Below are 19,089 nucleotides of genomic sequence, written 5' to 3'. Positions count from 1 at the left end.
ATCGAAAACAGTTAAAATGGTGTTAGTGATATCCGAAGCAAGAAACATAAGAAGATACGAAGAAAACAACGTTGGAAGATTGGAGGCATAGATATGGCAATTACTATTACAATGGGAATTCAAAAAGGTGGTTGCGGTAAATCAACTACAACTGGAATTCTTGCGCATTTACTAAGCAGAGACGGTTATAAGGTGCTAGCGGTTGATATGGACTCACAAGGTAACTTAACTGAATTGCTGGCTGAAAAACCTTCTAACGACTTTCTAGGCAAATCTGTATTAGAAGCAATGCAACATAACAACGTAAGAGAATACATATATCCGATAAATGAAAAGTTAGACTTGCTCGCGGCGAATAACTTTCTTGCTACATTCCAAAGATGGATCTATACAGGTAAGACGTATCAAGGAGAAAACATTCCCTTTAAAGGAAGTCCAAGTTTAATATTGGACGAAACTCTTGAACAAGTCAGTGACGACTATGATTTCATTGTAATAGATACACCACCTTCATTAAGCGAACAAACGACTAATGCATTATGCTCCAGCGATTACGTAGTAGTGATGTTTGAGTGTTCAAATTGGTGTTATTCTGCAGTGCCTAATTTCATGGATACAGTAGAAGGAGCTCGTGAGTTTGGAGAAAAAGATGTAGAAGTTTTAGGTATCTTAAGAACAATGAACGATGTACGTAGAAGTGATGCGAAAGCATTTAATGAATTAATTGCAGAAGATTATCCGGAAGAAGTATTTAATACGATTATTACAAGGAGAGCTCCTACCGGACGTTTAGCATTGTATGGATTTAATCAGAATGCTGAAATAAGACAAGCATTAGAACAATACGAGGATTTTTATAAGGAGTTGTTGAGCCGTGTCAAAGGTGAATGACATTAAAAATAAAATGAGAAGTCAAAAACAAATTAGCCCAACAATGGCATTAAATGAAGAAGTTGGGAATGAAGAAAACAAAGAAGAAATAAACGTTCCAAGAAAGGAAGAAAAGAAGATTGAAAGAAAGCGTGTTTCGTTTGATTTGCGTACAGATTTACATAAAGAATTAAAGATGCAGTCATTATTACAAGAGAGAAATATATATATATTGATTGAAGAAGCACTAGAACAGTATCTCGAAGAATTAAAAAAGTAATATGACAGGTCGTACTTCTATAACTTAATCTTTTTTCATTTATAATTTTGGTTGTTTTAATCTATAATAGTGGATAAGGGAAGCCCCTGTACTGGCATACAAGGACTTCAACAATATATTTTTCTTTTTCTAGAAGAGGATGGTTATATTTATTTTAATCATTCTCTTTTTTCTTTTTGTCTGTAACTTGCTCCAAATGTAGTTTGCAATTAATCCTGTCAAAATCCCAACGAATAAGACTCCGATACTACTCTCCATTGAAGTGTCCCTCCCCGTATTTAGTTTAATTACTTTACCTTGACTTTTTTTTACATGCGTATCACTCCTTCCGATGTCCATATACTAAACAAAATACGAAAAAATTAAACGTTCAAATTTAATGATTATAATTCGAACAATTATATTTTTAGTATTTCCTTCATGTATAAAAATTATCCATTGGGACATGCTATTAAGTTAAATAAATTCAACTTTATGAGAGATTGTACATTATAAATTTCTAATAGCAAATAGCAACTAAATTTTTTTTGTATAATCAGTTGTCTATTTGAAATTAAATTTGTTTGTGATATAATATCAACCATTTTTCTCTTGCTAACCGAAAGAAAAAAGCAAACCAACAACATAAGAAAAATTTGATGGAATAAAGGCTTATAAATGTCCTAGATGTACTGTAATGTTTGGCGTAGATAGGGAATTGGTTAACATATATTGTCCTAATTGCAAGGAGAAGACAAAACTTATAGGTGAAGGGGTGATGATGTTTTATTCGGTTCAAGTCGCAGTGCCAAACGAAGAATCAATGAATAGAATGAATTCAAACCTGGATAATGAAAAATATCCATTTGTTTTGACAGCTGATCATGTTGCTGAAATTGTTGGTGTGTCAACACGAGTTGCGTATGAGTTAATGGAGAGGAAGGATTTTCCATTGATTAGGATTGGAAGGTTAAAAAGAGTAAATAGAGACGAGTTTTTCAAGTGGCTTAACCAACCAAAAAGCTATTAGAACTCGGCCCTATTTTTTTGGCACTTGAATCCGGACAAGTTTTTCTGTATACTTACATTATAGAAAACATAATATAAACCATGTAAGAATTTCTGAGGACGGAACAGGCAGCCGTCGCCCTCGATGGAGATGTGGGAGTGTCACCCCACCTAAATTCTTACTGAAGAGACCATAGCATTCGTGTTATGGTCTTTTTTATTCCTCTTTTTTATATTCTTTGAAGGCTCCTCTTTTTTCATAGCTTTTGATTTTGGCATCGGACATAACAAATAAAGAGCGGGCGAACAAGATACCTCTCTTACTCGAACGAACAGCAACTAATACCCGTTCTTGAGTTTCTTCGTCAATGAATACCTTTATATATTGAATCGATCCGTTATTAGGATGTTCAGCAATATAATCAGGTTCTGACAGAATGTCACTTATTTTGTCTCCATATTTTTCAAAGTCTTCAGGGTGCTCATCCTTCATATGTTCGATATTGGTATCTGAAATATAGATAGGGGTATTGGGTTCAAGTGATAAATTTAATACTGTAACAACTACTTCATCTAATACACCTATTTTTCTTGGTTTTTTACTCATAATAAAAATCCCCCTTGGTTATCTCTTGATTTTATTCATCTTCATCTACATCTTCAACATTTTCTTTTTCTTCATCATCAACATTTTCGTCGTTTTCTTCATCGATAACTGGGAGGATTTCATCCTTAATTCCATAATTGAGATGCTGACGGTCTTGTAGCACCCATTCTTCGATAGTAGATAACTCTTTAACTAAATTAATTGTATCCTTTATAGATGCTCTGGTTTTTAATGATGGAAAAGGAGTTAATGCAATACCCATGACATTCTGTCCGTTAAATAGAAATGGACTAGTAAAAATACTCTGCTCCTCAATATCTAACTCACTTACACTAAGATGATTTGATTTTCTAAGCGTATGAATGTGACCAATCAAAACATCATTTTTCCGTTTGGTGATAATAAGTAACATTTGCGTACTGGCATCTCGACTCACCTGTTTTCCTTTTTGGCTTGTCCATTGAAACAAATGATACACTCCAATGATTTCACCATATAAAAATTCAAGATCTCTTATCTTTGAAATGAGATCCTCAAGTAACTCTGGACTATCTTCATCTCGGTTCTTCGGAGATGGATGAGTGATTAATGTATCGCTGAAAGGGATGAGATAAGTGTGGTGTGACTTACTCCCTTTCGGAGCTCTATAGATCAAATCCTTATCAATTAACCCCTTTATCCAATTATCAATAGTTCTTGTTTGTGCACCAAAGTAATCGGCAATAGATTGAATGCTGTGCCAACTGTGACCATAATCGTTACTAGCAACATGAGAGAAGAATAAATATAGCTTTAACGGGCCTGGTTCTAAATCCCGCAGAATCTTATTTGTAAAAAATGTATTATCTATTGCAGTAAAAGAAGACTTGGATTTTTGATTAAGTTCTTTCCAACTCTTATAGTAGCCTTTCAATGCTTGGTCATTTCTATCTGAGTCGGATAATAAGGAAGTTAGCCTGAATCTGTGCGCCATAATGAATGCCCCTTCTCGTTTTATAATTAATACAAATGTACACGAATAATAATGCAATATCAAATGCGTTAGCATTCGTCTATTTGTGCATTGTCATGAAATGACATTCGTGTTGTACTTGCTCTAGCATTCGTACAAACTATACGAATACCATACTAAAATTATACGGATAACATAGACGAGTAAGACGAAAAGCAATAACGAATTTTTTTTCGTGTTCGCAACATTTTTTAATTTTTTTTGCATTCTTTTTTTCTCCATATATACCAGGGGATTGGATTGAAAAAAACGCAATAGGAAATTCAACATAAGATAAATTATGTTGAATTATGAATTCCTAAAATCCTATTACAATGAAGTCATAGGATTGTGCTAGTCAGTTTTCGAAAAAATAGTATTAAGTAAACAAAAACTTTGGAAGAAAAGAAGAAAACAACGTTGGAAGAATGAAGTCGGGACTATGCAATAACAAGCACGATGGGTATAAACAAAGCTGGACGTTGTAAATTAACTACAACTGGGATTCTTATGCATTTACTAATTCTAAACAGTTATTAGGTTTTTGCGGTTGATATGAACCCGCAAGGCAACTTAAGAGAATTACTTGTTGAATGGGAGAAACCAATCTCTGAAAATGAATTTGAATTTGAGGTTAGAGATTCTGGGATTGGATTTGCAGTAAATCTATCCTACGGTCAGACGTATCGTTCAGTTATGGGGTGGGGTGGTAGCAAACGACATTTGTACAGGATGCATGTTTGATTGGAATAGCTAAAATAAGCTAATCCAAAAACTCATTCTCTATTTATTCAAATGCTCCGTAGGTGAGTTTTAATTTCTTAACAATATAATAGGAGAGCAGGCTATTAAGAGGCTGCTCTCCTATTAACTATTTAATGGGTTTTAAGTTAAGCTTACGATAAACCACTAGACAATGTAACATATAATCAAATTCCTCATCACTTACTTCATCTTCTAAATAAATTGCATCTAGTATGGTTGTTTTTTCTTTTAAAATTCCAGATACCGTTTGACCTTTTTCCTCAAATTTAATTTCTATGTTCCTGGCTGTGTGTTGTACTATTTCCTCTGCTTCCTCCTCCAATGACTTTGTACCTTCTTTTATTATCTTACTAAGAGAAATACCCTCCATAATCTGGTATAGGACCTCTTTTGCATCATTATATGTTAACGCTTCTAACGCGTCTTCTTCAGTTAACTCTATACCATTCTTAATAAATGAATCACTAAATAGGCGACTTAATTTATATTTGTTAATATCCATTAATGTCGCAATTGTTGTTACAATAATTTCTTTAATCGCATCTGCACTAGAAACTTTATTCTTATCTTTATTTATTAAAAAGAAATCCTGTTCAGAAATTTCCATTAGAACCCCTGTCAGGGATAACCGTAAAGGATCTCCACCTGTAATATCGCATAAAGCATGGGTTACATTTAAAGGTGGTGGTGGCATTTTCCCATTTTGAAGGCTACTTAAATATGCTTTATTCTTGCTTAACCCTCTTTTCCTCATTTCATATTCTATTTCGGTTAAACTCAATCCAGATTGAGAAATATACTCCTTTAGCAACAAAGAATATGGATTATTCATTTCACTTCTCCTTTTTGTTTTAAAAAAATTAAAACTTGTTGTTGTTTTTTTATAACAATATGTTATTATATAATTATTAAAACGAGTTGTAATTTTATTATAACTCAAGAGGGGGATTTAGAAAATGTTAAAAGATCCACGTTTTTGGGGAAAAACACTTCAAATTGTATTGGCTCCTGCTGTATTGGCTTTAGGAGGTCTAATCCTAGAACTTGCATCAAATTCAAATCAACAGGACGATGAAAATAAGGAATAAACGTGAAAAAAGGCTTGGTTTTATCTGACCAAGTCTTTTTCTTGTTCTTCATATTTATTTTTACACAATAAACGAGAGCCTCAAAATAAATTTCCCTATCCTTTTGCATAAAATAGATTTCTGTCGTTTCATCAACAAATCAAAACTATTTATTGGATATAAAAGAAAATTTCTCAAAAGAGACTACCGGCGTTTTCATTTAATAGGTACAATGTAACTATCATACTAACTATTCATAAACCACGTTATCAATACATAGAAAGGAAGAAAAATCCATGAGTTTGGAATTGAAAGTCCAGGAAGAAACATCCCTTTCCACTGAAATGTTGGAGCTTCAGAAAGAAGCAAAAAATCACTTGGCCAACTCGAAAGCTGAAAATACGAAACGAGCCTATCGAAACGATTGGACTCAATTTTCCGAGTGGTGTGAAAAAAACGGATTACAGGAGCTACCAGCGAACCCGGAAACGCTCGTCTACTACATCACGTTTTTAGGAAAAACATTGAAAGCTTCCTCCATTAAACGGAAAATGACCGCCATCTCGCAGCGCCATAAAACAGCAGGTTATCCAAGTCCTACCAAAACAGCTCTTGTGAAAGGGGTATGGGATGGGATTCAGCGAAAGATTGGGATCAAAGAAGAAGGAAAAGATGCGCTTTGGCTTGAGGATCTTCGGCAAGTCGTCCAGGCCATTCCTCAGAATAAAATAATCGGTGTACGGAATCGCGCCTTGTTAGTGATAGGTTGGGCCGGAGCTTTACGAAGAAGTGAATTAGTCCAGTTAGACATCGAAAATATCTCAATCACTCGCGACGGATTGATTCTTCACTTAAATAGAAGTAAAACGGACCAAAAAGGAGAAGGACAGGATGTTGCGCTTCCTTACGGAAGCAATCCACTAACATGTCCCGTTCGTAGTTTAGAAGATTGGTTGGCTGCATCTGGCATTTCGGAAGGACCGGTTTTTCGTCGAATGGATCGGCATAGCAATATCCTCGGAAGGTTGACTCCACAATCAGTGAGATTGATTGTGAAAGGTTGCTGTGAAAAGGTAGGACTGGATCCAGATCGATATGGGGCTCATAGCTTAAGAAGTGGATTTTGTAGTACAGCTGCGAAGGCTGGAAAGGCTGAGCATCAGATTATGAAGCAGACTAGGCATAAACGGTCCGATTCGTTGCAGCGATATATTAAGAAGGCGAACTTGTTTGATGATAATGCAGCTAGTGGAATTGGTTTGTAGTGAAACCACCTATGAGTTCAAACAGAAGTTGCCTCATTATAAAAAAATTATTATTGTAAGAGACCCATGAATTTTGTTCTGAACAAAAAGCTGATTTTATTACCACCCAATGCGTTAAAAGGAATCCAGAACGTCGTATTATAATGAAAAACTAGGCACCAAAATTATAAATATAATATTCATTAGGTATATTGTTTGTTAAACTGACTAAAATATAAGGGAAAAAAGCAATTTTTTTGTTAACAATAATTAACAAAGTTTTAAGTGCTGTTGACGTAATAAAAAATGTTGAATATAATAAGAATATAGATGTGGGGTAAGAAATTACCCACGGTTGGCGTTTCACCGCCATTAAGCGTGACCGATAAAATTGGCGTTTCACCGCCATTAAGCGTGACCGATAAATTGGCGTTTCATCTGCCTTATGATGAACAAAAAGGGTAGTGATTTTCACTATCCTTTTTTTGTAGGGGAAAGGGGAAAATATTACAGATGGACAAGCTTCAATTTTACAGGGTAAGTGATGACTACATTAATTTCTTAAGAAATGTTGAACCAAAAGTTCAACACAATAGATATGAAAACAGGGATCGAGCGTATGTAGGAATTGTACTTACTATGGGAGGCATTCATAATTATTTTGCTCCACTGTCTTCCTACAAACCGGAAACACACGATTCTGTACGTAATAAATCTTTGGTTAAAATTTATGGAAAAGATCAAAGTGAAAAATTAGCTGTTTTAAAATTAAATAATATGTTTCCAATACTACCAACAGTAATTACACGAATCGATTTTAACCAAGAAGATTATGACTACAAAAGGTTATTAATCAAGGAATACAGTTATATCATCAAACATCAAAATGATATACAAAATAAAGCCCGGTCACTATATAACGATGTAGCAAACGGTCATAGTTTTTTCTCGAGACTTTGTTGTAATTTCGCTTTATTAGAGCAAGAATATGTAAAGTACGGAAAATAAGCTAAGGTGCGGAGCATACCCTTAGCTTATCCCAATGCTTATATTAAAAACCTAATTGCTTTTGAGCCCAATTAATTGCAGCTGTTTCCTGCATTTTCCCCCAAGAGTCAAAATCAGTAGCCTTATTTATAAAGTTGTCCAATTCATCTTCATCTATAGCAGCAAAATCTTCTTCTGAATTTATTGTAAATGGTGATTCATTAAACATATCTTCTATTGAAGAAAATTGAGTGTGTTTTTTCATAAATTCAAATGGGAATAGCTCTGTAAACGGAATAGAATTTTCCCCTTCTATGTTTTTAAGATTTTGCTCAATCTTTTTCAATTCGCGCTCGAGTTCTTCAAATCCTGAAAAATCTACCTTTATCATAATTTACTCTCCTTATTTAGCTTTTGCCTGAGCTAATACTGAGCCAGCAAGACTTTTCGCTGTCTTACTTGAATTTTTGCTTTGTAGCACTTTTGAAGCTTTTGTCGCAAGTTTAGAACTTGATGTTTTTCGAGAGCTAGATTTTGCCATACGATAACCCCTTTTCATATTTTTTAGGAAAAGAGAACATGAGTCCTCTTTTCTTTATTTATTGGCTATGTTAAAGGCTGTTGTTGATATTTGATTTACAGGAACCTACGTTCTATAATGGATTTAACTATATAAAAGTGGTGATCACCGTGAAAGCAACTGATATTATTAAAGCCATTCAAAAACTAAATCCGGCAGAAAAACACCGACTACGAGAGTATTTAATTGATGCTCTTACTGCATCTTCCTCGACAGGAACTGTACTGCAAGAAATATCTGAACGGAAAAACAAGAGTGGTTATCATTGCCCTGATTGCGAATCAGAGCACATAGTTCGGTATGGCACCTATTCAACGAGTGTTGATGGAGATGAAGTTGAAAAGCAACGTTATCGCTGTAAAGCGTGTAAAAAGACATTTACTGACCTAACAAATACAGCTCTATATCGAACACGCCATCTAAATCAATGGATTAAATTCATTGAATGTATGATAGAAGGATATTCTCTTCGTAAATCTGCTGAATTACTTGGTAATGTTACTCACGTTACATTGTTCTACTGGAGGCACAAACTCTTATCATCATTAAAGCAAACGGAAATATCTAATTTTGAAGGTATCGTCGAAATGGACGAGACCTATTTCCTATACTCTGAAAAAGGACAAAGAAAGATTAGAGACAGAAAACCCCGCAAACGTGGTGGTTCCGCTAAGAAACGGGGCATAAGCAACGAACAAGTATGTGTTTTAGTCGCGAGAGACCGTGAAAAGATGACTTTTTCGCAGACATTGGGAATGGGTCGATTAACAAAAGAGCAGTTAGACAAAGCTATCGGACACAAACTTTCAAATGAAAATGTTTTGTGTACCGATTCTTGGCGTGCCTTTAAAACGTATGCTGCTGAAAAAGGGATGAATATTTATCAATTCAAGTCTGATGGTAAGGTTCGTACAAAGGGGCTATATCATATCCAGAATGTTAACAATTATCACCGTAGGCTTAAAGGATGGATACAACGTTTTAATGGAGTTGCAACTAAATATCTGAACAATTACCTAGCTTGGTTTCAAGTGTTAGAATCCATTCAACATCAAAGAAATACTGTTACTATAAATGACCTGATGATTAAAGGGAATTTAATACAAAATATGGAAACAAATGATACACTAAGGTTATCTAGATTCACGATATAAACATTATTTCTTGTTCAACTAACGGTGCAGTTTTTTTGAATAAGAATTCTTGTTTCCAAATAAATACATCAGAACGTACATTCGTGTTATAATTTCATTATAAAGTTATCTAGGAGGAGAATAATGAAATTAAAAAATATCAAAATTGAAGAACGAATGGAACATTATAATGTAAACGGTTTAAGTATTGCATTGTTCGAAGATGGTCAAATCAGCGGAACAGCAAACTATGGTTTCCTTGAAGTTAATGGTGATAGAAAGGTAAATGATGATTCTATTTTTAGTGTGTGTTCCATTAGTAAATTCTTAACTGGAATAATAGCAATAAAGTTACTAGAAGAAGGGCATCTTGATTTAGATGAAAATGTAAATGAAAGACTTGTTACTTGGAAAGTGCCTGAAAATGAATATACAAAAAATAAAAAAGTTACTTTAAGAAACTTGCTTAGTCATCAATCTGGAATCAAGGATCCTGAAGGTAGTTTTTTAGAACTAAAGCCAGATATAGGTTTTCCTTCGATGGTTGAATTGTTAGAGGGAAAATCCCATTATTGTAAGGTTCCTATTGGGGTTCAATTCGTGCCAGAGAGTGAATTCCATTATTCAGATGCAGGCTATTGTATTATTCAGCAACTAATAGAAGATGTAATGAAAAAGCAGTTTTATCAAGTGGTAAATGAGTTCATATTTGAACCACTAGGAATGAAAAATAGCCAATTAAATACAACAATGTCGGAAGTGGATAGAGATAACTTTTCTTGCGGTCATAACAAAAACGGGGAATTAGTAGATGGAAAACATCCTATATATCCTTATCCAGCAGCTTCTGGACTATGGACAACTTCCTTGGATTTAGCTGAATTAGTTCTTGAGTTAATGAATGCAGTAAAAGGAGAAAGTAAGCTGGGTATTTCGGAAAGATTAGCAAAAGAAATGATAACCCCGCAAAGAGGTAAAAGCTGGACTGGATTAGGTGTGTTTCTTAAAGGCTCCGAAAAAGAACTAGAAATAACATCACTCGGTTGGGGAGTAGGTTTTCAATGTATGATGGTGGCACATCCACACTTGGAAAAAGGTGCCGTTATTATGACGAATGCAGAATTAGGCGTTCATCAATTGGAAGGGATTATTGGAGAGATATATAAATCTCTTCTATCTTAAAAAACGTTAGTTTTTAAAAAAGACCGTGTTAAGCCATTAAATGTCTTATTAAAATGGAACTCCCCAATTTGTGGAAGTTCCTTTTTATAATTATTATCAACATTAAACCTTAACAGAGCCTATTTATTAAAAACGTTACTATATAGTCATTAAATATTTTTGTTTAGGGTTTCTATGTGCTGCAATCACATTAGAAACTCTTTTTTATTTGCCTTTCTATCTTTGAAAGTTCTCTATTAAGGTCTTGTTCGGCTTTTTTTAATTCACGTTTTATTTTGTTTTCAGCCATACGTATTTGACTATTTAATCTTGCTTTACTAAATCCTCTAGGCACAATGGGCACCACCTTTCTATGACATTTTTACTGGTAAAATATCCCCCCCTTTTCTCTACTTTGATTATACAATCTATTAAACACTTAATCAATATATAGTTATTTACATTACATAATAATACTACATGTAGTATTTAATGTAACAAAAAAATTATTTTGTCAACATCAATAAAGGCTGATTCCAAGAGAAAAAATAAGTAACTAAAAGGTAACTTAAGAAAACATTAATATTTGAATTGGTTTTAATGTTGCTTTCCAAATAAGTACTTCAAGCGAGGGGCACTTGAATTTTAGTAGGAATATCTTATAAAATGGTTTACCGATCAAAGGGCAAAACCTCCTTTCGAAATGGTTGGAGTAAAACGATTACAAATCTCTTGGATAGCGCTCTAAATAGACCTTCGGCAAGCATATTCGGACAAGTCACTTATTCAAATGTTTGAAGATCTACTCTCATTCAATGAGAGAGTGGACTTTCTTATTTAAAACACGTAAAACCTTGGTTAAGAAGAGGGTTACAAATCAGTTTTGCTTTTCGCTTTATTTCTTTGCTTCAGTAGAGCGTAAAGAGAAATTATTATGAATAAGATAGACAAGACAACATAAATCCAACCGTTTTTCAAAACTAACCAAAGTAATATTATAGAAAATGCAGCTGTCACAATAATTTTCTTCCATTCAAATTTGAAATTTCGAGTAATGAAATCCTCTAAAAGTAATAACCAAAGAAAAAATAACAATAAAAATTGTGTTCCATCAAAATATATTTCAATATTTCCTTCTCCTGCAAGAGCGATAATTACCAAGAATACAATCAAAAGCCCTGTAAAGAACGAATATGTCAGCGGTACAAAGATCATAGTTCCTAAGGTTTCAATTCGATCAGATATTCTAATTTCCTTTACACGGTTGTTTTGTTTAACTAGACGTTTTGTTTTACTATTTATCCACTTCAGAACATCCTTAATATTTTCTTCTGAAGCCTGTTGAATAACAGAAAGTAATTTTTCATGCCCAATTGAATCCATATAAGGATAAGCTTGTGCAATGTTTTCAGTTATCTTTTCAAAAACCTCCTGACTGGGGTTAGTAAGATATAGAATTAAATAACTTTCTAAACGCCCATAGGCTTCTATTTCCCTCTGATTTGTCTGTTTCTTTTCATTTATTTCATTCTCAATTACTTTTTTGAATTCCTTAAAAAGCCACAAGAATAGCCCTGCCAAGAATAAATACGTTAAAACCTCAACAGGGTCTTGTTGTATTTTTAATACTAAATCTACTAAAGCATTAACCACTAGTTAAGCTCAACTCCTTAAAATAAGGAAAAATCCCCAATGGTGATTACCCAAGGGATTCTTCCATTGATTCTTTTCTTAATTTTGCAGGCCCTGTTTATGAATATATCGGATAGTAAACAAAGGATCTTTTTGATAAGCAAAAGTAACAATTTTACGATTCACATTAGGAGTTGGATAAGGAATTTCATTTACCTCGACTCCTTGTTCATCTACACCCTTCGTTGCATTACCATCCAATTCGGCCATCCGTGGTAAAACAGCAGTTACTTCTATCCTTCCCCCTTGTGGATGAATTCCTAATCCATCAAACGGAACCCGAATTTCAAATTCATAACTATTTGGATCTGACTGTTGCGGGAAAATCTTATATTCATAAGTTAATTCGTACGTGTTTTTAGAACCTGCCACAGGAACTAATTGTGATTTTTTCATTAACGAAAGCAAAAGTAATTTCGCTGCATCACTTAAGGTTTCAGCTGGGTTTCCATTTAATGCTTGTTCTCGTATATCCTCTGTGCCTTCAAGAAGGGTACTTGCTTTGAATGGAGTAATTTCTAATCCTTGTAAATCTAGTATTTTAAAAATCTCAGGGTTTGCTGTGACACCACTCGGTACATAGTATTCCTCTTGAATAGGCTCGTCCGAATATAAAAGCGTTTTAACTAACACAGTATCAAAGGCATTATTGTTATAACGAGAAGTACCATTCACAAAAATCATGACATCCTGCAGTTTAATATTTGGCATTTAAATCGCTCCTTATGTGTTTTTTTAGTATTTTAAATAAAAAATCTTGTACATTACTTAAGGAAAGCCTGAATAGAGCAACATAATCCACCTCTTCCTTTCTAAGACTTTAATAAAACCCTCGGTCATCTAGGGTTACAGGTATTTCTATCTCTTATATGTGTTATCAGTAGTGATATCTTTTCTTTTTATAAAAAAATTTCAGCCACCTAAAACGAGGTAGCTGAAATAATGTGATAATATTTAATTGAAGGAGTGAATAGTATGCGTACAAAATATATTCAACGTGTAACACAGGAACTTATTCAAAAATACAATTACCAACCACCCATTCCCGTTGAGGATTTGGTAAATAAACTTGGTCTTGAAATTAGAGAAATTTCAACCGAGCTTGATATTGACGCTAAACTTGATGCAAACAACTATAGAATCACAGTAAATAACCTACAAAAGAATCCTTTTAGACGCCGTTTTTCTATCGCTCATGAATTAGGTCACTTTGTATTAAAACATCACATTAAACCTTGGGAGTTTGAAGATCCGGAGACTGGCAAGCCATTTATTGAACCGGAAGCTGATGAATTTGCAGGTTCACTTCTCCTCCCCCAACATTTATTAACTGAGCAAGTCAAAAAGGGAGTACCTCTAAACGATATTCAGAAAATGTTTCAAGTCAGCAAACAAGCATTATGGGTAAGATTAGAAATTTATCGATTAACAAAACTGTTAAGAGTCTGAATAAACTTCTCTCTTTCCCTCTCTTCATCTTGAATAATAATTTGTTTTTCCATATCAATCATTGCTCTTTTTTGTTCTCTTTTAGTCATATTTTTTGCTCTAGGCAATTGAATTCCAGATATATTTATGTCCTTAGGATCAACAATAATTGTCTTATTTTTTAATCCTTTAACGAATTCATCAATTGAAATATTTAATGTATGGATAATTTGTAAAATCTCTTCTACTTTTAGTTTCCAGGGAAGTAGTTTTCCTGTAACAATTTCCTTTAAAGTTTCTTTTTTAACCCTGGTTTTGTCACTAAGTTGATCAATAGTCATATTAAAATCTTCTAACGCAAATTGAATTAACATCGTACTATCTAGATTATAGTCCTTATTCATTAGTTCATTTATTTCTTCTTCAGAACAAAAAGACGATACAATCTCTTTTCTTTCTTGGGACGTCATATTTATATAATCTTTTAAATTATCTATTGTAAATAATTGAGGTTTTTTAATAAAGTTTTTAGAATTTAGTATTTCATCAAAATTCATTTTAGAATTTTTCATTATAGACACTCCATTTATATTTTGCTCCTATCAAAGTAACTTTGATAGGAGCTATTTAATTTTATGGTTTATCCTATTTGATTTCTCTGTATTCAGGAAAGTATTTACTAAGTAAGGTTTGTAATTTTTGTCTTGCTTTATAATTTCGTTGGTCCACTTGACTAACTGTGCAGCCAAGCTTTTCAGCCACTTCTTTAGAACTGTATCCTTCAATATACTTTAAAACAAATGCTTGATATTGATTCCTCGGTAATCCTTGAACAGCAGCATATAATTTTTCTAATTGAGTTTCCGATAAAGAAGAATCTCTTCTAACCTTTTCTAATTGAAGAGAAATTTGATTATTATTATCTAAAGTATCAACTAAAATTGCTTTCTTTTTACGTATAAAATTCCTTGTTAACAACTTTACCGCTTGGCAAATCCACGACCGAAAAGGAATTCCTGGTTCTATTAGTTGTATCTTTTCGATGACTACTAAAACCAGTTTTCCTGTTATTTCTTCAAAATCATCGTTTCTAAGCTTTGAATTCATTTCTACAGCAACTTCATTTGCTAAATACTTTACTTTTTTAGGTAACCAGTTGTGCAAGAACTCTATTAGGATAGGGTCATCAACCGATTCTTCCCTAAAACATTGATGTAAGGTAACAAAATCCATTAGTAACATTCCTTTCACCTAACATGACCCAGGTAGTGATCAAGACAATAATGTCTCCTTATGATATATATGTTTTTAATCATAGTAAATCTTTACGGTAACTATAAAAAAATTTCAATAAAAGGTTCCTTTAAACGAAAAAAGTCATTTTCAAATATTATAAAACTGATTTTTTGCTAAAAATAAACAAGAAGTCACAACATAGGGATAATAAGAGGTGTTTATGTTGAAGAAAAGATTACTCTTAATAGTTATTCTATTATCTTTAATACCGTTAGATGTTAGAGCTAGAACCGAGTTACCTTATTTAAAACCAAAATGCCCTGAAACTGAAATGATAGTAAAAACATCATTAAACAGTAAAGAGCAATTCTTAGAAAGACTTAATGAATTAATACCAATTGCTTACCCTGATGATTTATATAACACGTGGAATTATATACAAATATCCACCTTACCTTCGTTGATTGGAGTAGATTATGATGAGGCATATTATAAAATGGCTAAAAATTTATCGGTAAAGAAATCGCTGATTATTCATGGATTGTAAAATTACAATTCCCTAAGTTACTACCTAGTACAGGAGCCACCGGAATAATGTTTGTTATTAATGTTAAAGAAAAAGGATGGATTGTTTGGTATACCTATAGGCCCTTTTTACTGTACTTCTATAATTAAATAAATAATATCTTCAATCAATTTTATACTTTTTATCCCAAGTAAGACTAAGGCGTAAAAATTTTAGTTGCCTCAATATTATTGGTTTCTTGATTTATATGAACAGTATCTCCTGTTTTTATAATATTGTCTACTTCAAGAGTTTGTACGATTCCTCCTCCCTCTTTAACTAATTCGGTAATAGGTGTAAATGTTACTACGTTATTCTGATGCTCTTGAGTTGCTGGTTTTACTTTTGATGGTGGATATACGTCTACTATTGATACAATTTCACATTAACAGATATAGATTTTCATTAATGTTAATAATTTTGTTAATATTAACGTTAATGTTAATACAGAGGTCTATCACTCTGCATGTTTTTTTATTAGTAAACCTACTATGGGCTTCTCCAATTAAAAAGGGTATCCACTTAGAATTCCCTTTTTCTCTTTTAATTTATGTTTTCTGCTTTCTTTTCTTGTAAGGTAAATCCAACCTTTGAATAATTCAGGGTCGTACTCTTTTTTGGCGATTCTCTACTTCATCTAAGAAAATATGAATTTTATTCTCATAGAATTTAACCTCTTGTTCTGTTAAGGCCTCCGTCAGGGCTTTTTTCAGATCATTAAATTCCTCTCTCTCCACTTCCGTAAAATTATGTAGTATAAGCATTTCTTCATCTTTTGCATCCTTAAGTCCAGAATGTGTTAAGGTTCTATCTAACTCTTCTTTATAAACAGGTCGGGTTCCCTGTTCTTTTTCAAGGTTATCAAGTTCTTGTATAAGATAACTTAAATCTTTAAGAATCTGCTTCTTTCCATATCTATTATTATCCTCACTTTGAATTGAGATAACCATATTTAATATTTTTTGTTTTAACTCTACTATATGTAGTTTGTTAACCAAATCCATCTCTTTCATCCCTTTCCAAAATTATAACGGTATTATCCACTGTTTATTCTTTCTATCAATAAGACTTTATTTTATATACGTTCTTCAAAATTTCATTCAATCATCTTGATAAAATACCTGATCCCCCCTCATTTTATTAAACATTTTTGGGTTAGATAATAATGTCTAAAATATAGCGAATGTTAATATAAAACTATTATATATCAATTGGAAAAAATTGACAAACGGAAATTAAGTTGTTACAATAATTATACAGAACATTCTGAAACATTACGAAAGGAGGAAGTTAGTATGTTATTTCAATTTCTTACCGAAAGACAGAAAGAAACACTAGATAAAGTATGTGTTTGCATGGCTGTTATTGCTTTAGCATCCGGTTTGTTACATATTTTTTTGAACTAAAAAAGCGTAATAACGGGAAAATTTATTAAGGAGCCAATGAAATGAATACACTATTACATTTTGCGGATGCTACGATGCAATATTACAGAGGAAAACAAACAGGTTTATGGGGATTAGTTGGAATTGCACTAGCCATTGTTATAGCAACAGCTTGGGACTACATTCTACCTATTTTTGAAGCATCAGGGATAGTATCATTATTAAATAAAACGGGATTAATCTATGAGGGTTCTCCTAGCATGACTGCATTTCGTATTTTTGTAGCATTTATCTTATTCTATATTTGCCTTATCATAGTGGGTTTTGTCTTATTAGCGGTATTTTCAATTGTTATGATGGTATCTCAAAGCAAAATTGGGCAAGGGTTACTTATTATAGCATTCTTCCTTATTTTCTTCCCGTTTGTGGCTCTCTATGGGATTGTGAGACTACTAGCATTCATGGGTGATAAAAAAGAGCAGAAACAAAACCCAGAAGCTTATGCGGAGCGAAAACGCCTTAAGAAGAATAAAAAGGTGATAGATTACTTAATTACTGCTGGCGTTGAAGAAGAGAAGATCAAGATTCTTCGACAACGCGAGAAAGAATGTGAAAAATTATATGAAAAATTCCAGTACGATAAAGCAAAAGAAATAATGAATGCCCCTTTAGGAGTAAAGGAAGACAATATTATATCCTTTGAGGATGCAAAAAATCGATTAAACCGATTGCCTACAATGGGTGATTATTTCTTTTTGCTAGGAGTAACTTATGAAAGAGATATTTATTTATTGGTACCAAGACCTCAACTTCCTTATCAAAATGATAAGTTTATTGGTGAGAAATGGTTGCTTAAGGGCGAAATTAACTACCAATCTAAGGAAAGAGAGTTTTATCTCGATTTAAATAACTCTCCTTTTGACAGAGATAGAGAGTATCCAAAGGTGGATAAAATCAATTATTTTGACCATACCAAGCATACCTTTAAGGAAATACCATTTGATGAATTTGAATTATTTATTGATCCTGCTAGGTGTGGGTTTGATAGGGATTTTAGAGCCTATTTGCAATTTGCACACTTTCAATATTATGTAGAACATGAATTGGATTTGTACTTTCTACAAAAAAGAAATCTAAAGAATAAAATAAATAACGCTCAGACAAAAGAGGAATTCGATAGTTTAGTAAACGAAATTAAGCTATTTAATATTGGAAATGAAGATGTCGTGTCAAGGATCTGGGAACAAAATTCAAAATATGCTTAGAATGCGAGTGTTTAATAGTTGAAGAAAGGATTAGTGAGATAACATGGCTTTAAGACTAGCGATTGATAATACAAAAAATAAAAACAGCATTCCCACCTGCAGAAACAATTGTGAACTATTCGATCCATTGTCTGAACAATGTGGCATACATAATAACATAAATCCTGATAATCCTACACTTATCTTTAGATGTGGAGATGTGATTTACAAAGAGCAAAAAGATGTTTTTGTGAATTATTCCCTACCAGCAAATACTGATTTAAGAAATACTAGTCTACATGAAGATGAATTCGAATCGGAGTGTTGTGATGAATCAACATTCTTCGAAATAATGGGAGTAAAATTTGATGAAAGTAAATCGACCTATCCATCTATCCCGGATTATCTATCCAATCGGAATGATGCAATATGGTACATAGATCCAAAAGAAGAATGGGGTTGCTGGATTATCAATAAATCAAAACAAAGATTTATGGTTGTTAATGAAGGAGCACTAACACAAGGTTGGGCAAAAAACGTTTATAAGTCACCTTATCCAGTACATAATCATAATGCTTCACTTCCATTAGCTTCAAAAATGGCATGGTATGTTGATGAAGATGGATATGGTCAGTATGTAATATTAGTCAACGGAAACTTTTCAATGATATCCTCTCCACGACCAAAGCATTGGATGGAATAGATTATAAATACAACTAGCCTTTCCATATTGAATAAATTTTGTTGAAATATTGAATTATGTATAAAAATGAACCTTATATATGTATTTATTTAAACATATTATTATAAGTTCTAATTTTTATAACCCGGGTATATCCAACAAGCAATACCGTTAACGCGGGGTTT

Annotated in this window: 25 protein-coding genes; 13 read left to right on the top strand and 12 right to left on the bottom strand. The window is 33.0% G+C overall.

Going from position 1 to position 19,089, the window contains the following annotated elements:
• The first annotated feature begins 93 nt into the window (after window positions 1-93).
• Both DZB84_RS20625 and DZB84_RS20620 read left to right on the top strand, forming a co-directional pair.
• Entirely contained in the window at window positions 94-891 is a 798-nt protein-coding gene (locus DZB84_RS20625; protein WP_116354196.1) for a ParA family protein, read from the top strand.
• Window positions 875-1,150, top strand: coding sequence for a hypothetical protein (locus tag DZB84_RS20620; protein WP_116354195.1), 276 nt, complete (start codon window positions 875-877; stop codon window positions 1,148-1,150). The genes DZB84_RS20625 and DZB84_RS20620 overlap by 17 nt, the downstream gene beginning before the upstream one ends.
• A 129-nt stretch (window positions 1,151-1,279) precedes the next feature.
• Here the strand turns inward: DZB84_RS20620 and DZB84_RS25480 are convergent, their stop codons facing one another.
• Window positions 1,280-1,408 carry a hypothetical protein gene (locus DZB84_RS25480; RefSeq protein ID WP_262983986.1) on the bottom strand — a complete coding sequence of 43 codons (129 nt, stop codon included), beginning with the start codon at window positions 1,406-1,408 and terminating at the stop codon, window positions 1,280-1,282.
• 499 nt (window positions 1,409-1,907) lie between these two features.
• Here DZB84_RS25480 and DZB84_RS20615 point away from each other — a divergent pair, with 499 nt between their 5' ends.
• Window positions 1,908-2,159, top strand: coding sequence for a helix-turn-helix domain-containing protein (locus DZB84_RS20615; protein WP_317616472.1), 252 nt, complete (start codon window positions 1,908-1,910; stop codon window positions 2,157-2,159).
• A gap of 195 nt (window positions 2,160-2,354) precedes the next feature.
• Here DZB84_RS20615 and DZB84_RS20610 read toward each other — a convergent pair whose 3' ends face one another.
• Both DZB84_RS20610 and DZB84_RS20605 read right to left on the bottom strand, forming a co-directional pair.
• Window positions 2,355-2,744: a PBECR3 domain-containing polyvalent protein gene (locus tag DZB84_RS20610; protein WP_116354194.1), complete on the bottom strand. Its 390-nt coding sequence runs from the start codon at window positions 2,742-2,744 to the stop codon at window positions 2,355-2,357.
• Window positions 2,745-2,775: 31 nt separating this feature from the next.
• Window positions 2,776-3,717, bottom strand: coding sequence for a hypothetical protein (locus DZB84_RS20605; RefSeq protein WP_116354193.1), 942 nt, complete (start codon window positions 3,715-3,717; stop codon window positions 2,776-2,778).
• Window positions 3,718-4,290: 573 nt separating this feature from the next.
• Between DZB84_RS20605 and DZB84_RS20600 the strand changes: the two genes are divergently transcribed.
• Window positions 4,291-4,479 (top strand): hypothetical protein, encoded by a 189-nt coding sequence (locus tag DZB84_RS20600; protein ID WP_116354192.1) that lies wholly within the window; start codon window positions 4,291-4,293, stop codon window positions 4,477-4,479.
• A 127-nt stretch (window positions 4,480-4,606) separates the two neighbouring features.
• Here the strand turns inward: DZB84_RS20600 and DZB84_RS20595 are convergent, their stop codons facing one another.
• Entirely contained in the window at window positions 4,607-5,332 is a 726-nt protein-coding gene (locus DZB84_RS20595) for a hypothetical protein (RefSeq protein WP_116354191.1), read from the bottom strand.
• 124 nt (window positions 5,333-5,456) lie between these two features.
• Between DZB84_RS20595 and DZB84_RS25475 the strand changes: the two genes are divergently transcribed.
• From DZB84_RS25475 to DZB84_RS20585, 3 genes are all read left to right on the top strand, one after another.
• Window positions 5,457-5,588 carry a hypothetical protein gene (locus DZB84_RS25475; protein WP_262983985.1) on the top strand — a complete coding sequence of 44 codons (132 nt, stop codon included), beginning with the start codon at window positions 5,457-5,459 and terminating at the stop codon, window positions 5,586-5,588.
• A gap of 275 nt (window positions 5,589-5,863) precedes the next feature.
• On the top strand, window positions 5,864-6,832 hold the full coding sequence (locus tag DZB84_RS20590) for a tyrosine-type recombinase/integrase (RefSeq protein ID WP_223254518.1): 969 nt from the start codon (window positions 5,864-5,866) through the stop codon (window positions 6,830-6,832).
• 492 nt (window positions 6,833-7,324) lie between these two features.
• Window positions 7,325-7,819 carry a type III toxin-antitoxin system ToxN/AbiQ family toxin gene (locus DZB84_RS20585; protein WP_116354190.1) on the top strand — a complete coding sequence of 165 codons (495 nt, stop codon included), beginning with the start codon at window positions 7,325-7,327 and terminating at the stop codon, window positions 7,817-7,819.
• Between the two features lie 43 nt (window positions 7,820-7,862).
• Here the strand turns inward: DZB84_RS20585 and DZB84_RS20580 are convergent, their stop codons facing one another.
• On the bottom strand, window positions 7,863-8,189 hold the full coding sequence (locus DZB84_RS20580) for a hypothetical protein (protein ID WP_116354189.1): 327 nt from the start codon (window positions 8,187-8,189) through the stop codon (window positions 7,863-7,865).
• Between the two features lie 12 nt (window positions 8,190-8,201).
• Complete coding sequence (locus DZB84_RS25035; protein ID WP_189655323.1) at window positions 8,202-8,339, bottom strand: hypothetical protein; 138 nt, start codon at window positions 8,337-8,339, stop codon at window positions 8,202-8,204.
• A gap of 149 nt (window positions 8,340-8,488) precedes the next feature.
• Here DZB84_RS25035 and DZB84_RS20575 point away from each other — a divergent pair, with 149 nt between their 5' ends.
• Together DZB84_RS20575 and DZB84_RS20570 are read left to right on the top strand one after the other, a co-directional pair.
• Window positions 8,489-9,532: an IS1595 family transposase gene (locus DZB84_RS20575; protein ID WP_116354188.1), complete on the top strand. Its 1,044-nt coding sequence runs from the start codon at window positions 8,489-8,491 to the stop codon at window positions 9,530-9,532.
• Window positions 9,533-9,655: 123 nt separating this feature from the next.
• Entirely contained in the window at window positions 9,656-10,693 is a 1,038-nt protein-coding gene (locus DZB84_RS20570; RefSeq protein ID WP_116354187.1) for a serine hydrolase domain-containing protein, read from the top strand.
• 190 nt (window positions 10,694-10,883) lie between these two features.
• On the opposite strand, the gene DZB84_RS25030 is transcribed toward DZB84_RS20570, so the two are convergent.
• The 3 genes from DZB84_RS25030 to DZB84_RS20560 form a co-directional block, all read right to left on the bottom strand.
• Window positions 10,884-11,027, bottom strand: coding sequence for a hypothetical protein (locus tag DZB84_RS25030; RefSeq protein ID WP_189655322.1), 144 nt, complete (start codon window positions 11,025-11,027; stop codon window positions 10,884-10,886).
• Window positions 11,028-11,542: 515 nt separating this feature from the next.
• Window positions 11,543-12,325: a hypothetical protein gene (locus DZB84_RS20565; protein WP_116354186.1), complete on the bottom strand. Its 783-nt coding sequence runs from the start codon at window positions 12,323-12,325 to the stop codon at window positions 11,543-11,545.
• Window positions 12,326-12,403: 78 nt separating this feature from the next.
• Window positions 12,404-13,075: a hypothetical protein gene (locus tag DZB84_RS20560; protein WP_116354185.1), complete on the bottom strand. Its 672-nt coding sequence runs from the start codon at window positions 13,073-13,075 to the stop codon at window positions 12,404-12,406.
• A 264-nt stretch (window positions 13,076-13,339) separates the two neighbouring features.
• Between DZB84_RS20560 and DZB84_RS20555 the strand changes: the two genes are divergently transcribed.
• On the top strand, window positions 13,340-13,813 hold the full coding sequence (locus DZB84_RS20555; RefSeq protein WP_116354184.1) for an ImmA/IrrE family metallo-endopeptidase: 474 nt from the start codon (window positions 13,340-13,342) through the stop codon (window positions 13,811-13,813).
• Here DZB84_RS20555 and DZB84_RS20550 read toward each other — a convergent pair.
• Both DZB84_RS20550 and DZB84_RS20545 read right to left on the bottom strand, forming a co-directional pair.
• On the bottom strand, window positions 13,783-14,364 hold the full coding sequence (locus DZB84_RS20550) for a helix-turn-helix domain-containing protein (protein ID WP_116354183.1): 582 nt from the start codon (window positions 14,362-14,364) through the stop codon (window positions 13,783-13,785). The two genes, DZB84_RS20555 and DZB84_RS20550, sit on opposite strands and share 31 nt — an antisense overlap.
• A 73-nt stretch (window positions 14,365-14,437) precedes the next feature.
• Window positions 14,438-15,025 (bottom strand): RNA polymerase sigma factor, encoded by a 588-nt coding sequence (locus DZB84_RS20545; protein ID WP_189655321.1) that lies wholly within the window; start codon window positions 15,023-15,025, stop codon window positions 14,438-14,440.
• 226 nt (window positions 15,026-15,251) lie between these two features.
• Between DZB84_RS20545 and DZB84_RS20540 the strand changes: the two genes are divergently transcribed.
• Window positions 15,252-15,575, top strand: coding sequence for a hypothetical protein (locus DZB84_RS20540; protein ID WP_142759854.1), 324 nt, complete (start codon window positions 15,252-15,254; stop codon window positions 15,573-15,575).
• 617 nt (window positions 15,576-16,192) lie between these two features.
• Here DZB84_RS20540 and DZB84_RS20535 read toward each other — a convergent pair.
• Window positions 16,193-16,597: a hypothetical protein gene (locus DZB84_RS20535; protein ID WP_116354180.1), complete on the bottom strand. Its 405-nt coding sequence runs from the start codon at window positions 16,595-16,597 to the stop codon at window positions 16,193-16,195.
• A 443-nt stretch (window positions 16,598-17,040) separates the two neighbouring features.
• Here DZB84_RS20535 and DZB84_RS20530 point away from each other — a divergent pair, with 443 nt between their 5' ends.
• Together DZB84_RS20530 and DZB84_RS20525 are read left to right on the top strand one after the other, a co-directional pair.
• Complete coding sequence (locus DZB84_RS20530) at window positions 17,041-18,243, top strand: hypothetical protein (RefSeq protein ID WP_116354179.1); 1,203 nt, start codon at window positions 17,041-17,043, stop codon at window positions 18,241-18,243.
• A gap of 43 nt (window positions 18,244-18,286) precedes the next feature.
• A complete protein-coding gene (locus tag DZB84_RS20525; RefSeq protein WP_116354178.1) occupies window positions 18,287-18,925 on the top strand; it encodes a hypothetical protein in 639 nt (212 codons plus the stop codon).
• Window positions 18,926-19,089 lie beyond the last annotated feature (164 nt).

The organism is Bacillus sp. HNG (assembly GCF_003400205.1).
GTDB lineage: Bacteria > Bacillota > Bacilli > Bacillales > Bacillaceae_L > Ferdinandcohnia.
Note: the sequence above shows the minus strand (reverse complement) of the source record. Positions and strands in the feature narration are given on the sequence as shown.